The 13,927-nt window shown below is 69.6% G+C and carries 13 protein-coding genes; 1 reads left to right on the top strand and 12 read right to left on the bottom strand.

Annotated elements, in window-relative coordinates:
- Positions 1 to 137: 137 nt before the first annotated feature.
- From INQ48_41480 to INQ48_41465, 4 genes are read right to left on the bottom strand one after another with little or no spacing between them, the layout of a single operon-like run.
- The gene (locus INQ48_41480; GenBank protein QRF61833.1) at positions 138 to 1,112 is read right to left on the bottom strand and encodes a cupin domain-containing protein; all 975 of its coding nucleotides are present in this window, start codon (positions 1,110 to 1,112) and stop codon (positions 138 to 140) included.
- A gap of 25 nt (positions 1,113 to 1,137) precedes the next feature.
- Positions 1,138 to 2,115: a tripartite tricarboxylate transporter substrate binding protein gene (locus INQ48_41475; GenBank protein QRF61832.1), complete on the bottom strand. Its 978-nt coding sequence runs from the start codon at positions 2,113 to 2,115 to the stop codon at positions 1,138 to 1,140.
- A 14-nt stretch (positions 2,116 to 2,129) separates the two neighbouring features.
- Positions 2,130 to 3,014, bottom strand: coding sequence for a fumarylacetoacetate hydrolase family protein (locus INQ48_41470; protein ID QRF61831.1), 885 nt, complete (start codon positions 3,012 to 3,014; stop codon positions 2,130 to 2,132).
- Between the two features lie 42 nt (positions 3,015 to 3,056).
- Positions 3,057 to 4,022 carry a tripartite tricarboxylate transporter substrate binding protein gene (locus INQ48_41465; protein ID QRF61830.1) on the bottom strand — a complete coding sequence of 322 codons (966 nt, stop codon included), beginning with the start codon at positions 4,020 to 4,022 and terminating at the stop codon, positions 3,057 to 3,059.
- A 223-nt stretch (positions 4,023 to 4,245) separates the two neighbouring features.
- Between INQ48_41465 and INQ48_41460 the strand changes: the two genes are divergently transcribed.
- A complete protein-coding gene (locus INQ48_41460) occupies positions 4,246 to 5,013 on the top strand; it encodes a FadR family transcriptional regulator (GenBank protein QRF61829.1) in 768 nt (255 codons plus the stop codon).
- Positions 5,014 to 5,026: 13 nt separating this feature from the next.
- Here the strand turns inward: INQ48_41460 and INQ48_41455 are convergent, their stop codons facing one another.
- The 8 genes from INQ48_41455 to INQ48_41420 all read right to left on the bottom strand — a co-directional run bounded on the left by INQ48_41455 (position 5,027) and on the right by INQ48_41420 (position 13,864).
- The gene (locus INQ48_41455) at positions 5,027 to 6,181 is read right to left on the bottom strand and encodes an ATP-binding protein (protein ID QRF61828.1); all 1,155 of its coding nucleotides are present in this window, start codon (positions 6,179 to 6,181) and stop codon (positions 5,027 to 5,029) included.
- Positions 6,182 to 6,312: 131 nt separating this feature from the next.
- Positions 6,313 to 7,284: an MYG1 family protein gene (locus tag INQ48_41450; protein QRF61827.1), complete on the bottom strand. Its 972-nt coding sequence runs from the start codon at positions 7,282 to 7,284 to the stop codon at positions 6,313 to 6,315.
- A gap of 13 nt (positions 7,285 to 7,297) precedes the next feature.
- Positions 7,298 to 7,702 carry a hypothetical protein gene (locus INQ48_41445; protein ID QRF61826.1) on the bottom strand — a complete coding sequence of 135 codons (405 nt, stop codon included), beginning with the start codon at positions 7,700 to 7,702 and terminating at the stop codon, positions 7,298 to 7,300.
- Positions 7,703 to 7,839: 137 nt separating this feature from the next.
- A complete protein-coding gene (locus tag INQ48_41440; protein ID QRF61825.1) occupies positions 7,840 to 8,640 on the bottom strand; it encodes an SDR family oxidoreductase in 801 nt (266 codons plus the stop codon).
- The gene (locus tag INQ48_41435; protein QRF61824.1) at positions 8,637 to 9,644 is read right to left on the bottom strand and encodes a tripartite tricarboxylate transporter substrate binding protein; all 1,008 of its coding nucleotides are present in this window, start codon (positions 9,642 to 9,644) and stop codon (positions 8,637 to 8,639) included. The genes INQ48_41440 and INQ48_41435 overlap by 4 nt, the downstream gene beginning before the upstream one ends.
- Positions 9,637 to 11,319, bottom strand: a complete 1,683-nt coding sequence (locus INQ48_41430) for a GMC family oxidoreductase N-terminal domain-containing protein (GenBank protein QRF61823.1) — start codon at positions 11,317 to 11,319, stop codon at positions 9,637 to 9,639. Before INQ48_41430 ends, INQ48_41435 begins: the two co-directional genes overlap by 8 nt.
- 4 nt (positions 11,320 to 11,323) lie before the next feature.
- Positions 11,324 to 12,325: a tripartite tricarboxylate transporter substrate binding protein gene (locus tag INQ48_41425; protein QRF61822.1), complete on the bottom strand. Its 1,002-nt coding sequence runs from the start codon at positions 12,323 to 12,325 to the stop codon at positions 11,324 to 11,326.
- Positions 12,326 to 12,376: 51 nt separating this feature from the next.
- Positions 12,377 to 13,864, bottom strand: coding sequence for an aldehyde dehydrogenase family protein (locus INQ48_41420; GenBank protein QRF61821.1), 1,488 nt, complete (start codon positions 13,862 to 13,864; stop codon positions 12,377 to 12,379).
- Positions 13,865 to 13,927: the final 63 nt, after the last annotated feature.

Genomic DNA, 13,927 nt, shown 5'->3' with positions numbered 1-13,927 from the left:
GGTGGCGAACGGAGGCTGCGTGGGTGGAAGGGACGAACCGGCTCCTGCCGGCACGGGGCCTGGCATGGAGAGCGAAATGGAAGGTGGGCGGCCGGCACCTGCCGGCCCGCCTCAGTTCATCGGTGCATGGCGATCGCTCACGGTGGGAGCGTCCCCGAGCGCAGCCAGCGGAAGGCGCGCATCACCGGGGCATCGGACATGCGCACCAGGAGCGCGTCGCGCGTGGCGCGGTGCCGCTGCGCGAGCCAGGCCGGCGCCGCGATCACGTCGCCGCGTCGCCATTCGAAGCCGTGCTCGCCGATGCGCGAGCTGCCCTCGCCCTCGACCACGATGAAGATCTGGTTCGCGGTGCTCTGCGCGACCTGCCACTCGCGGCCGGCCGCAAGCGCCACCGCCACGCGGTCGAAGGTGTCGAGCGTCGGCGGTCCGAGCTCGAGCGTGCGCACGCCCGGCGCGATCTCGGGCGCGTCCAGCAGCCGCGGCTTGTAGTCGCGCAGCGCGAAGCGCATCGGGCTCGCAGGATCGACGCGCTCGGCCTTCTCGACCTTGTCGGGATGGTGCTCGAAGAACATCGGCCCGAGCAGCTGCACCAGCGGCGCGTCGAGGATGTCGATCCAGTAGGCATCGACCTCGCTGCGGTTGTCGTGCCCGTGGAAGCTCCAGTTGGGCGTGAGCAGCACGTCGCCGGGCTCCATCGGCACGTCGGTGCCATCGACGATGGTGAAGGTGCCGGGCGCGGCCTCGACCACCACGCGCATGGCGTTGGGCGTGTGGCGATGGCTGCGCGCGGCCTCGCCGCCCTTGACCATCTGGTAGGCCGCCACCAGCGTGGTCACGGTCGGGTAGTCGTTGCCGGGGATCGGGTTGGCCAGGATCAGGTTGCGCCGCTCGGCCCATTCGGTGCCCACGAGGCGGCCGGCCGCGTGCAGCGCGGCGCGCGCGTCGGCGTACTGCCAGTGCGCGGGCATGTAGTGCTGCTTGGGCTGCGGATAGAGCGAGGGCGTCGGCTTGTTCCAGCCGTTCTTCACCTGGATGTCCTCGAGCATGCGGTGCAACTGCGCGAGATCGCTCGCGCTGTCGAAATCGGGTCGGGCGGTGGCGGTGGTGTTCATGGCGGTGGGCCTTGCGTTGTCTTCTTCACTCGGGCTTCACGCCCGCGGCCTGCACCATCTCGCGCGTGACGGCCACGTCGTCGCGGATGGCCTGGCGCAGTTCGGCCGGCCCGCCGGCGTTGACCTCGAGGCCGCGCGCGGTGGCGTTCTTGCGTGCGAACTCCGGCTCGCCGAGGATCGCCTTGACGTCGGCGGCGATGCGCTCGATCACCGCCTCGGGCGTGCCGGCCGGCGCGACCAGCGCGTACCAGACGGCGGCGCGCAGCTGCGGATAGCCCTGCTCGGCCGTGGTCGGCACATCGGGGAAGAGCGTGGAACGCCTGGCGCCGGCCACCGCCAGCGGCTTGATCTTTCCGGCCTTGAGCAGTTCGCCCGCGACGCTCGCGCTGCCCGTGGCCAGCTGGATCTCGCCACCGACGAGCCCGGTCATGACCGGCGCCACGCCCTTGTAGGGCACATGGGTGATGTCCAGCGAGGCCTTGACCTTGAGCAGTTCGTAGACCAGGTGCGGCTGGCTGCCGTTGCCGAACGAGCCGTAGGCCAGCGTGCCGGGTTGGGCGCGCACCGCCGCGACGAGTTCGCGCAGGTCCTTCGCCGGCACCGAGGGGTTGGCGATCAGGAACTGGTCGCTGGTGGTCATCAGTGCGACCGGCGCGAAGCTCTTGTCGGGGTCGTAGGGCAGCGACTTGTAGAGGAAACGGTTCGAGGTCAGCGTCTGGTTGATGGTCGCCATCAGCGTGTAGCCGTCGGGCGCCGAACGCGCCACCGCCTCCGCGCCGATCAGCGAGCCGGCGCCGCCGCGGTTGTCGATGACCACGGCCTGGCCCCAGCGCTTCGACAGTTCGGCCGCGACCGACCGGATCAGCACGTCGACGCCGCCGCCGGCCGGGAACGGCACGATGATGCGCACCGGCCGGGACGGATAGTCCTGCTGCGCGTGCACGGCGGTGGCGCCGCCGCCGTGCAGCGCGAGCGCGCAGGCCAGAAGACGCAGGGTTCGCATCGCCATCCCTGTCTTCAGAAGCGCCGCGGCGCGAAGTCCTCGTCCTCGACGACCGGCAAGGTCATCGCGCCCACGCGCTCGATCTCCATGCGCACACGGTCGCCGGGCGAGAACTGGCCCACGCCCTCGGGCGTGCCGGTGGCGATGATGTCGCCGGGCTGCAGGGTCATGACCGAGGAGGCCCACTCGATGAGCCCGGGCACGTCGAGGATCAGCGCGCTGGTGCGCGAGTCCTGGCGCAGCTCGTCGTTGACCCACAGGCGGTTCGCGAGGTCGCCCGGATCGCCGACCTCGTCGGCCGTCACGATGTACGGGCCCACGGGCGTGAAGGTGTCGAAGGACTTGCGCGCGACGCGCTCCTCCTCGAACCGGCCGGGCTCGATGCGCAGGGTCACGTCGATCAGGCAGCAATAGCCGAACACGTGCGAGAGGGCCTGCTCGCGCGGCACGTTGCGCGCCTGCCTGCCGATCACCACGGCGAGTTCGGATTCGTGATCGAAGCGGCGCGTCGAGCCGCGCGGCAGGCGGATCGCCTCGCCCGCGCCGATCACCGACGAGGAGGCCTTCAGGAAGAAGCCGCGCTCGACCGCCGAGGCGCCGCCGCTGACCGAGCGCGCGCCGATCTCGCCGATGTGCTTGCGGTAGTTGACCGGCGCGGCCACCACGTGCAGCGGGAAGGGATTGGGCGCGCGCAGCGTCACCTCGGACAGGGGGCGCGCCCGCGCCTCGCGGCGTGCCTTCTCGATGTCGGCCTTGCGCCGGTCCCATTGCGCGATCAGCCGCGACATGTAGACGCGCGGGAACTCGGGCCCGGCATCGGGCACGGCCGCGGTCACGTCGTAGATCAGGTCTTCCTCGACGAGGCCCACGCGGTCGTCATCGAACACGGCAATCTTCACTTGGCTTTTCCTTTCAGGTCTCGGAGGGAACGTGGCGGCGGCTCAGTCGAGCTTGATGTCCGCCTCGGTCACGAACTTCTTCCACATCGCCAGGTCGGCACGGGTGGTGGCGTCGAGGTAGTGCACCGAGGTGTCCTCGGCCGGGTCCACGCCGATGTCCTTCATGCGCTGGCGCATCTCGGGCGAGCGGACCACCTTGGCGATCTCGGCGTTGAGCCGTTCGACCACGGCCTTGGGCGTGCCCGCCGGCGCGGCGATGCTGTACCAGGAGCGGATCGAGAAGCCCGGGAAGCCCTGCTCCTGCATCGTCGGAAGGTTCGGCGCCATGCCCAGGCGGCTCGGGCCGGTAACCGCCAGTGCGCGCAGGTTGCCGCCCGTCACCTGCGTCATCGCGGAGGTGTCGCTGAACACCAGCTCGATCTGCCCGCCGATCAGGTCGACGATGGCCGGCCCGATGCCCTTGTAGGGCACGTGATTGATCGAGATGCCGGCCATGCGCCGGAACATCTCGCCCGACAGGTGCGGCGTCGCGCCGTTGCCCGAGGAGCCGTAGTTGAGCTTGCCTGGATTGGCCTTGGCGTAGCTCACCAGGTCGGCCACGCTGCGGTACGGGCTCTTGGCATTGACCATCAGCACGTTGGCCGAGGTGTAGACCATGGCCACCGGCGAGAAGTCCTTGATCGGGTCGTACTGCAGCTTGGGGTAGATGGCCGGGTTGATCGCCATCGTGCTGTTGACCGCCATCAGCAGCGTGTAGCCGTCGGCCGGCGCCTTGGCGACCAGGGCCGCGCCGAGCCCGCCGTTGGCACCGGGCCGGTAGTCGACCACCACGCGCTGCCCGAGCGCCGGGCTCAGCGCCTCGCTCACCAGGTTGCCGAAGGTGCTGCCCATGCCGCCCGGGGCATAGGGCACGACGAGCGTGATCGGCTTGTCCGGGTAGGCGGCGCATGCCATGCCTGCGGCCAGGGACAGGGCCCATCCCACCAGGTGACGTCCAGCGGTACTCATCGTGTCTCCTTCATCATGGAAGGTACGATAGCTAATAAGGTCATACCTTATACATGAGGCAAACCCCGATACCGGCAGAAGCGTTTTGGCGTTAGGTGCTAAGGTCAGACCTTTTAGGAATTGGGATGGCACGGGCTGAGAATCCCTGCAGAGACACCCCTCTATCGAGACAAGGACATAAGGTATAACCTTTGTCCGAACTGCAAAAAAGAGGAGGCGCCGCATGACTGCCGAACAGACCGACATCGAGAACGCCGAAGCCGGCATGGCTGGCCGTGCCGGACCGAGCTTTCAGCCGATCAAGGCCAAACGCGCCTTCGAGGCGGTGTGCGACCAGGTCCGCCGCGAGGTGGCGCTGGGCACGCTCAAGCCCGGCGACCGCCTGCCGCCCGAGCGCGAGTTCGCCGAGCAGCTCGGCGTGAGCCGCACGGCCGTGCGCGAGGCCATGCGCAGCCTGGAGAACGCGGGCATCGTGCAGTGCCAGCAGGGCATGGGCGGCGGCGCGTTCATTCGCAAGCGCGACTCGAGCACCGTGACCCAGGCGGTCGGCGACATGGTGATGCTCGGCCAGATCCCCTCGCACAGCGTGACCGAGATGCGCATCATCCTGACCGAGCAGGCGATCCGCCTCGCCTGCGAGCGCGCGACCGAGGAGGACTTCCAGGCCATCGAGCAGGACATCGACCGCGCGGAGGAACTCACCCTGCGCGGCGACTTCTCGCGGCGCAATGCCTACATCACCGAGTTCTACCGAATCCTCGCGCAGGCCACGCACAACCAGGTGATGGTCATGCTGGTGGAGTCGCTGTCGGAGCTCACGCGCGCGCTGCTCGCGAAGGCCAGCCCGGTGCCGCGCAGCGACGTGATCGGCGTGCGCCGCAACGTGCTGCGGCTGATGCGCGCGCGCGATGCGGAGGGCGCGGTGAAGGAAATGCGCGCGCACCTGGAGCGGCTCAACCGGCTGCTGGAGAAGCCCGCGGCCGAGGGCTGAGCAGCGCAGGCTCCTAGGCCGCGACGTCCAGCAGGCCGTGCCGGCGCATCAGCTCGGCGGTCATGCTCTCCTCGAGCGAATAGACACCGCGCTTCTCTTTCCAGACCAGCGACTTGTCCTGCAGCGCGCCGAGCGCCGCCTGGACGTTGGACACCTCCGGCACCATCGCCTCGCCCGGCGCCAGTGCCGAAAGCATCGCGCGGTAGCGCTCCATGGTCCCCGCCTCGAAGGGCGCGTACTTCTCGCCCTCGCGCGCCAGCACCCGCAGGACCGCGGACTGCAGCGGGGTGAGCGCCTGGATCACCCGCAGGGTCTGCAGGTCGGCTTCCTCGATCTGCTCGTCGACGGCCTTGGCGAAGGCCGCCGCGGCATCGGCCGGCCCGATGTTGAAGTCGAAGCGGATGCTGTCGGCGGCGGCACCGAGGATCTCCGGCCGGTGGCCCGCCCGCTCGAAGAGCTTCGTGACCGCATCCGGATCCAGCGGGCCCGCCAGGCCGACACCCTTGCAGAACCACTGGATGTAGTTGGCGTCCAGGGGCGGGAATGCGACCAGCGGAGCGCCGAAGAAGGCCTGGTCCTTGCTGTTGCGCAGCATCGCCAGCTTGTCGCGGTTGGATCCCGTGGCCACGATCCGCAGGCCGTGGTGCGCGCTGCTGTTGAGCTCGTCCCGCGCGGCCTTCAGCGCGAACAGGGCGTCGTAGCCGCCCTCCGTGGTGATGGCGTGCTGGGCCTCGTCGATCAGCAGCACGATCGGCTGCCCGGTCTCGTCGGACAGCGCCGCGAGGGCCGCGCTCAGCGAGATCTCCTTGCCCAGTCCGACGCGATCGAGCGAGAAGGCCACGCCGCCCACGGTGACCTTCTCCATGCCGGCCGACCTCGCAAGCCGGGCCACGACGCCCTCGTGCCGGGCCAGCTCGGCGCGCACCGCGCCGACGATGACGGCGCCTGGATCCGCCTTCTTGTTCGCCCAGAGATCGACGTAGAGGACCGTGGCGCCCCGGTTCTGCAGCGCGGGGCGGAGATCCTCGCGCACGAAGGTGGACTTGCCGGTGCGCCGGGGCGCGGCGAGAAACAGGCCCGAAGCGGCCGCCGAGCCGACGGCCGAAGCCATGACGCCCTGGGCCATGCGTTCGGCCAGCTGGGTGCGGTGAAAAACCGTGTCCGCCATGGATCTCTCCTCAAGGGCTGCGGCCCGGGTCAGGTCGCGAGATTACAGCAAACTATAGCTTTGAGTTCGGAATTATAGTTAGCAGTCGCAAACTATAGATTCGCGACATAAAGTGCTGTAGTTGCCACGGGCTAGCGTGCCGGAGCACGGGGCGCGCCCTCCTCCCGCAGCTGCGCCACTGCCGCCTGCGCCAGCCCGATCGCGCCAGCCAGGGACCCGGCGCCGGCGATGAACAGGTTGTTGTGGCAGAAGACGGCGTCGTCGACGCCGGTCACGGCGGCCAGGTCCTGGTTGCGCAACCCGGCCCAGGCCGACGGCAGGTCGCGGCGCGCCACGAAGGACTGGGGCTCGATCGGCGCCACGCGCACCTGGTGCTGGCCGCCCGGCGTCTCCGGGTAGACCACGAACAGGACATCGGGCATCTCGGCACAGACGACACCCGACCAGGACAGCCCCGACGTCTTCAGCACCAGGATCTTCCCGTCGGCCAGCAGTTCGCCCTGCCGGACCAGCGACTCGCCGGCGAACTTGTCCGAGAACCGCACCATGAGACGGTCGATGAAAAGGCCCATGAAGCCCATCACGGTCTTGAACTGCGCGAGCTCGAGCGCGGCGATCGCCGGCGGTGCGCCGGCGGCGCCCTCCTCGCTGCGCGAGGTGTTGAAGGCACTGACCATCGCGGAGATGCCGAAGTACCCGGGCGCGGCGTTGAGCGCGCCGGTGTCGGCCATGTCCAGGTGCTGCACGAGCTCGTCGTCGATCGCGTCGCGCACGCGCAGCGCGATCTGCTCGTCGATGCCCGGCAGGCGCTGGCGGATCAGGTCCAGGCCATGGGCCAGCCACACCAGGCCGGAGCTCGCGTAGACGACGCCGCTGGGCCGGTGCTCGGCGAAGCCCTTCTGGTGATGGTCGAAGCGGCCGCGCGCGGGATCCCATTCCCCGCCCACGTCGATGGCGAAGTCCGCCGCGGCAATGCGCTTCATGTCGCGCGTGCGGATCAGCGTTGCACCGGGATGCAGCGCCATCAGCACGGCCGCGGCGAAGACGTCGTCCGCATGGAAGGAGTTGCCATGCACGGCGACGGTCGGAGACGGGTTGGTCATGACCGCCGAGCCGCTAGTCCGCCGAGAAGAAGCAGCGGAACGCGACGTTCTTGTCGCCCATTTCCTCCGCGACGTCGCGGAACATGTCGAGGATCTCCTGGCACAGGGCGTACTGGGCGCGGGTGGGCAGATGTTCGAGGACCACGACGAAGCCCGTGTCCGCCGAGCGCGGGACCGAGCGCACGATGCTGGCGCCGAGCTCGGTCAGGCCCTTCTGCGCGCCCAGGCCGAAGTCCTCGACGATCTTCGCCACCGCGTCGGCCTTCGTGGCCATGTCGCGCAGCGATGTGCGCCAGAAGACGTTTCGCTCGCGCTGCGCGGCTTCCTGCAGGTCGCCGATGCGCAGTGCGCGGATGGACTGCACGAAGTTCGGGCGCATGTCGCCCAACTTGAGCATCTCTTCCAAAACCAATTCCATTCGATCTCTCTCTGTCGTTGATCGGGGCGGTGGTCGGTCGGATGACCGCTGCAGTGGGACTTCACGTGTGAGGCCGCCCCGACGGGGAAAACCCTCGATTATCGAGCTTCCCCGGTTTCAACGAAAGCCGCCGCGCGTCAGTGCGCCATCGTGCAGGTCACCCCACCGTCGATCGGCAACGCCGCGCCCGTGATGTACTTCGATTCGTCGCAGGCCAGGAAGACCGCGGCGTTGGCCACGTCCCAGACATCGCCCATGCGCTTCATCGGCACGCAACGCGAGCGGGCCTCGCGCATGCGCTCGACGTCGCCGTCGTAGAAGGACAGCATCGTCACGTGGACGCGCGGCGAGTCGATGAGCCCGGGCAGGATGCTGTTGCAGCGGATGTTGTCGGGGCCGTGCTGGACGGCGATCATCCGCGTCAGGTGGTTGAGGGCCGCCTTCGAGGCCTGGTAGGACACGATGGGATGGCCGGTCCAGGTGATGCTCGCGATCGACGACACATGGATGATCGAGCCGCCGCCCTGCGCCTTCATGATCGGGATGACGGCCTTGCAGCTCAGGTAGGCGCCCTTGACGTTGACATCGAACACGCGATCGAAGTCCTCCTCCGCCGTCTCGACCACCCCGCCGCGAGTGTTGATGCCCGCGTTGTTGTGCAGCACGTCGATGCGGCCGTAGCGCCGCATGGCCTCGTCGACCACGGCATTGACCTGCGCCGCATCGGCGACGTCCGCCGCGGCATGGATCGCCTCGCCGCCCTCCGCGTGGATCAGGCCCGCGGTGCGCGCGGCCGCCGCCTCGTTCATGTCGACGCAGACGACGCGCGCCCCCTCGCGCGCGAACGCCACGGCCGCGGCATTGCCGTTGCCCCAGTCGTCGACCACGCAGCCGGCGCCGAGCACCAGCGCCACTTTGCCTTCGAGTCTTCTTGTCATGGCTTCGTGCCTTCGCAGGACGCACCACGGCTGCTGCAGGGCAGCTGCTGCACGACGGCGCGCCATTTTTCGGATTCGGTCGCGACCGCGCGCTTGAGCGCGGCGGCCGGGATGGCCTGGGCGTGATAGCCCAGGGTTTCGAGCTGGCGCCGGTAGTCGGGGTCCTGCGCGATGCGCGCGACCTCGGTCTCGAGCCGCTTCGCGATGTCGGCCGGCAGCCCCGCGGGCGCCACCAGGCCGAACCAGCCCGTCGCCTCGTAGCCGGGCACGGTCTCGGCGACGGTGGGCACGTCGGGGAGCCGCGACGAGCGCGCCTTGCCGCTGGTCGCCAGCGCCTTGACCTTGGCGCCGTCGATCAGCGCCTTGGCACCGCCGACGACGTCGAACATGAAGTCGGTGCGCCCGGCGATCACATCGATCATTGCCGGGCTGCCGCCGCGGTAGGGGATGCCGTTGAACCGAACCTTCGCGAGATCGCCGAGCAACGCGCCCGCCAGGTGGTTGCCGGTGCCGACGCCCGACGAGCCGTACGAGACGGCATCGGGCGCCTTGCGGGCCCGCGCGAGCAGCGCACCCAGGTCCTTGTCGGGCCCATCGGCGCGCGTGACCAGCACGTACTCGAAGGACGCATAGGTCCCGAGCCAGGTGAAGTCGTCGACGGCATCGTAGGGAAGCCTGGACATGTGCGGCGCCACGGTGTGCAGGCTGTTGGCCGTCGCGCCGAGGGTGTAGCCGTCCGCGGGCGCGGTGGCGACGCGCTTCAATGCGATCTCGCCCGAGGCGCCGGTGAGGTTCTCCGCGACGACCTGCTGCCCGAGCGCCGTGCCCAGCCGCTGGGCCAGCAGGCGCGCCGCCTTGTCGGTGGCGCCGCCGGCCGCGAGCGGAATGATCAGCCGGATCGGATGGTCGGGCCAGTTCTGCGCCGCGGCCGGCCCGGCGGCGATGGCCGCCAGCAGCAGGGCCGAGATGCCGCGCAGGTGGCCGAAGACGTGGCGGCTACGCATGGAGCGGCTCCTCATGGTCCTTCGGCACGGCGGCGGAACGCTGCACCGTCTCCTCCCGCCGCGCCTCGACGTTCCTGCCAAGCACCATGTCGGCGGCCTTCTCCGCCAGCATCACGGTCGCGGCGCAGGTGTTCGAGGACGTGATGGTCGGCATCACGGACGCGTCGATCACGCGCAGGCCCTGCATGCCGTGCACCCGCAACTGCGGATCGACCACGGCGAGCGCGTCCGATGCGGGGCCCATCTTGCAGGTGCCGATCACGTGGTAGCCGGTGACGGCATAGCGGCGCACGAAGTCCAGGAACTCGTCGTCGGTCTGCACGGACGGGCCGGGCAGCAGTTCGGCGCGCACCGTGCCGCGCATGGGTTCGGTCTCGAAGATGCGGCGCACCCAGCGCAGCGCATCCACCACCACGCGCTGGTCGGTGGCATGCGACAGGTAGTTGGGCTGAATCAGCGGCGCGTCGCGGCCGTCGGCCGAACGGATGCGCACATGGCCCTGGCTCTGCGGGCGCAGCTGCCACGCGCCGCAGGTGAGGCCGGGCTCGTCGTCCACCTCGCCGAGCCGGCCGAGCGAATAGCTGGCCGAGATGAAGGACAGCGCGAAGTCGGGCGAAGGCAGCTCCGCGCGCGTCTTCCAGAAGCCATAGATCAGGATCGGGCTGATCGAGAGGATGCTGGGCCGCCGCACGGCCCAGGCCGCGACCTCGCGCGCGAGCCGCAGGCCGCGCACGCGCCGGTTGATGCTGTCGGCGCCCGGGCTCGTGCGGGCGACGAAGCGCGGGCAGTAGTGATCGCGCAGGTTCTCGCCGACCCCTGCCAGCGCCTGCACGACCTCGATGCCGTGCGCCTGCAGCAGGCCCGCCGGCCCGATGCCGGACAGCTGCAGCAGCTGCGGGCTGTGGATGGCACCGGCGCTCACGATGACCTCGCGCCGCGCGGCGATGCGTTCGGGCTGCATCGCGCCGTCGCGATGGAACTCCACGCCGGTCGCGCGGCGCTGCTCGGTCAGGATGCGGCTCACGCGCGCACCGGTGACGACCCGCGTGCCGAAGCGACGTTCGGCCGGATGCAGGAAGGCATGGGCCGTGCTCCAGCGCCGGCCCTCGTGGATCACGCTCTGCGTGTAGCCGATGCCGGCCTGCGAGGCGCCGTTGTAGTCGGCGGTGCGCGGAATGCCGGCCCGCTGCGCCGCCTGCAGGAAGGTCTCGCACAGCGCGTCGCGCCAGGGAGTTTCCTGCACGCGCATGGGACCGTCGCGCCCGTGGTATTCGTCGCTCGCCGGCCCGACGAAGCCTTCGCTGCGCCGGAAGTACGGCAGCACGTCGCGGTAGCCCCAGCCGGTGTTGCCCAGCTGCTCCCAGCCGTCGAAGTCCTGCGCCTGGCCACGGCTGTAGACCGCGCCGTTGACCGCGCTCGAGCCGCCGAGGGTGCGGCCCTGGACCAAGGCGGTGCGGCGCCCCGCCGTGCCCGCCGAGGGCTCGCACTCGAGCTGCCAGCTGTAGCGCGGATCGCGCAGCAGGCGCGTGAAGCCGGCGGGGATGCGCGTCCAGGCGCTGTCGTCGGACGGCCCGGCCTCGAGCACGCAGACGCTGTGGCCGGCCTCGCCGAGCCGCCAGGCCAGCACGCCGGCCGCCGTGCCGCCACCGACGATCACGTAGTCGAAACTGTCCATGGGATCAGTCGACCTTCAGGTCGAGCCTGGTCACGAGCTCGCGCCACTTCTTCTGCTCGGTGGCCATGATGCCGCCGAGCTCCGCGCCCGAGGTGACGCGCGGCACCAGGTTGTTGGTCTGCAGGTACTCCACCACGGCCGGGCTCTTCGAGGCCTCGCGGATCGCGGCGTCGAGCCTGGCGATGGCCGCCGGCGGCGTCCTGGCCGGTGCCACGATGCCCATGAACGCGGCCGTGCTGAGCTTGGGCATGCCGAGTTCGGCGAAGGTCGGCACGTCGGGCATTCGGGGCATGCGCTTGTCGCCCGAGATGGCCAGCACCTTCATGCGGCCCGCGTTCACGTACTGCACCGAGGTCGACACGTCGTTGAACATGGCCTGCACCTGCCCACCGATCATGTCGGTGATGGCCGCCGCGGCGCCCTTGTACGGCACGTGCGTCATTTCGATGCCGGCCACCGATTTCAGGTTCTCCATGGCAAGGTGCGGCAGGCCGCCCGACGCGGTGCTGGAGTAGTTCATCTTGCCCGGGTTGGCCTTGGCGTAGGCGATGAATTCCTTGACGTTGTTCGCGGGCACGAAGTTGTTGACGGCCAGGCCCAGCGGAATCTCCGCGACCGAGGTCACCGGCACGAAGTCGCGCGTGAGTTCGTAGGGCTGCTGCTTGTAGAGGTAGGCGTTGTACGAGAGCAGCGACAGGTCCATGAAGAAGATGGTGTAGCCATCGGGCGGCGCGGTGGCGGCGGCCTGCGTCGCGATGAGCGTGTTCGCGCCGGGCTTGTTGTCGACCACGATCTGCTGGCCCAGCTTGTCGCTCATGACGGTGGCGAACTGGCGCGCCATCACGTCGGTGACGCCGCCGGCCAGGTAGGGCACGATCATGCGGATCGGCTTGGAAGGGTAGGTGTCCGCGAGCGCGGGCAGCGCGCTCGACACCAGCATCAGCGCCGTGGCGGCGAGCAGGCGGCGGCGCTTCGTGTGCCCGGCGAGGGGGTTGTCGATCTTCATGGTGTTGTCTCCGTTGAGGTTTCTTTCGAGGATGCGGATGGGGCGAAGCGCTCAGCCCATGTCGAGCACCACCGACTTGAGCTGCATGAACTCGTCGATGTGGCGCGTGCCGAACTCGCGCCCATAGCCGCTCATGCGATAGCCGCCGAAGGGGATCGACGGGTCCATCTGCAGGTAGCAGTTGATCCAGACGGTGCCCGAACGCAGCGCGCCGCTGACGCGATGCGCCTTCTTCACATCGCGCGTCCACACGCCCGCGCCGAGACCGAAGGGCGTGTCGTTGGCGATCGCCAGGGCCTGGTCCGCGTCGTCGAAGGGAATTGCGGAGATCACGGGGCCGAAGATCTCCTCGCGTGCGATGCGCATGTCGTTGCGCACGCCCGCGAACACCGTCGGCGGCACGAAGAAGCCGTCGCGCAATGCATCGTCGTCGCACCGGTTGCCGCCCGAGACGAGCTGCGCGCCCTCGCGCGGGCCGGCGTCGAGGTAGCCGCAGACGCGATCGAGCTGCTTGCGCGAGACCAGCGGACCGATCTGGGTGGCCGGGTCCAGGCTGTGGCCGATCTTGAGCGAGCGGCCGACCGCGGCCACGCGCTCGACGAATTCGTCGTGGATCGAACGCTCGACCAGCAGGCGCGACCCCGCGCAGCAGATCTGGCCCGAGTTCGCGAACACCGCCATCGCGGCGCCGCGCGCCGCGGCGTCGAGGTCGGCATCGGCGAAGACGATGTCAGGCGACTTGCCGCCGAGCTCGAGCGAGAGCCGCTTCACGTTGCCCGCCGAGGCGCGGATGATCGCCTGCCCCGTGACGGTGGAGCCGGTGAAGCCGAGCTTGTCGACACCGGGATGCGCCGCGAGCGCCGCGCCGGCATCGCCCGCGCCGGTGACGATGTTGAGCACGCCGGGCGGCACCCCCGCCTCCACAGCGAGTTCCCCCAGCCTCACGGCGGCGAGCGATGCCTCTTCCGACGGCTTGAGCACCACCGTGCAACCCGCCGCGATCGCCGGCGCGATCTTCGTGATGCACACGCTCAGCGGACCGTTCCACGGCGTGATGGCACCCACCACGCCGATCGGCTCCTTCAGCGCATAGCTCAGGAAGTGGCCGGGCAGCGAGTTCTCGATGGTCTCGCCATGGATCGCCGTCGCCATGCCCGCATAGAAGCGCAGCAGGCCGGTGGGGCGGCCCATGCCCGCGCGCACCACGCTGATCGGGCCGCCGAATTCCAGCGACTGCAGGTAGGCCAGCTCTTCCCTGTGCCGGTCGATGAGGTCGGCGATGGCCAGCAGCAGGCGCTGGCGCTCCACCGGCTTGGTGCCGCGCCACGGGCCTTCGAAGGCCTGGCGCGCCGCCGCCACGGCATCGTCGATGTCGGCTTCGCCGCCTTGGGCCAGCCGCGCGATGACCTGGCCGGTCGAAGGATCGATCGACTCGAAGGTCTGGCCGGAACGCGCGGGGGTCCATTCGCCGCCGATCAGCAGGCGCGTGTCGCGCGACAGGATGGCGGGACGCGAGGGGTCGTTGGGGGTGTTGGGCATGGTGAATCTGAAAACGTTTTTCTCTGCCGTTCTATTGGGAAGCAGCGAGAACATCGCTGCAAT

Origin of the sequence: Variovorax paradoxus, assembly GCA_016806145.1 — a bacterium.
Lineage (GTDB): Bacteria > Pseudomonadota > Gammaproteobacteria > Burkholderiales > Burkholderiaceae_C > Variovorax.
The sequence above is the reverse complement of the archived record's forward strand: the minus strand, read 5'-3'. Positions and strand labels throughout refer to the sequence as shown.

What these genes read in the sequence shown, in the direction of transcription:
- INQ48_41480 (QRF61833.1), bottom strand. Translation starts at nt 1,112, where the DNA reads ATGAACACCACCGCCACCGCCCGACCCGATTTCGACAGCGCGAGCGAT.
- INQ48_41475 (QRF61832.1), bottom strand. Translation starts at nt 2,115, where the DNA reads ATGCGAACCCTGCGTCTTCTGGCCTGCGCGCTCGCGCTGCACGGCGGC.
- INQ48_41465 (QRF61830.1), bottom strand. Translation starts at nt 4,022, where the DNA reads ATGAGTACCGCTGGACGTCACCTGGTGGGATGGGCCCTGTCCCTGGCC.
- INQ48_41460 (QRF61829.1), top strand. Translation starts at nt 4,246, where the DNA reads ATGACTGCCGAACAGACCGACATCGAGAACGCCGAAGCCGGCATGGCT.
- INQ48_41455 (QRF61828.1), bottom strand. Translation starts at nt 6,181, where the DNA reads ATGGCGGACACGGTTTTTCACCGCACCCAGCTGGCCGAACGCATGGCC.
- INQ48_41450 (QRF61827.1), bottom strand. Translation starts at nt 7,284, where the DNA reads ATGACCAACCCGTCTCCGACCGTCGCCGTGCATGGCAACTCCTTCCAT.
- INQ48_41445 (QRF61826.1), bottom strand. Translation starts at nt 7,702, where the DNA reads ATGGAATTGGTTTTGGAAGAGATGCTCAAGTTGGGCGACATGCGCCCG.
- INQ48_41440 (QRF61825.1), bottom strand. Translation starts at nt 8,640, where the DNA reads ATGACAAGAAGACTCGAAGGCAAAGTGGCGCTGGTGCTCGGCGCCGGC.
- INQ48_41435 (QRF61824.1), bottom strand. Translation starts at nt 9,644, where the DNA reads ATGCGTAGCCGCCACGTCTTCGGCCACCTGCGCGGCATCTCGGCCCTG.
- INQ48_41430 (QRF61823.1), bottom strand. Translation starts at nt 11,319, where the DNA reads ATGGACAGTTTCGACTACGTGATCGTCGGTGGCGGCACGGCGGCCGGC.
- INQ48_41425 (QRF61822.1), bottom strand. Translation starts at nt 12,325, where the DNA reads ATGAAGATCGACAACCCCCTCGCCGGGCACACGAAGCGCCGCCGCCTG.
- INQ48_41420 (QRF61821.1), bottom strand. Translation starts at nt 13,864, where the DNA reads ATGCCCAACACCCCCAACGACCCCTCGCGTCCCGCCATCCTGTCGCGC.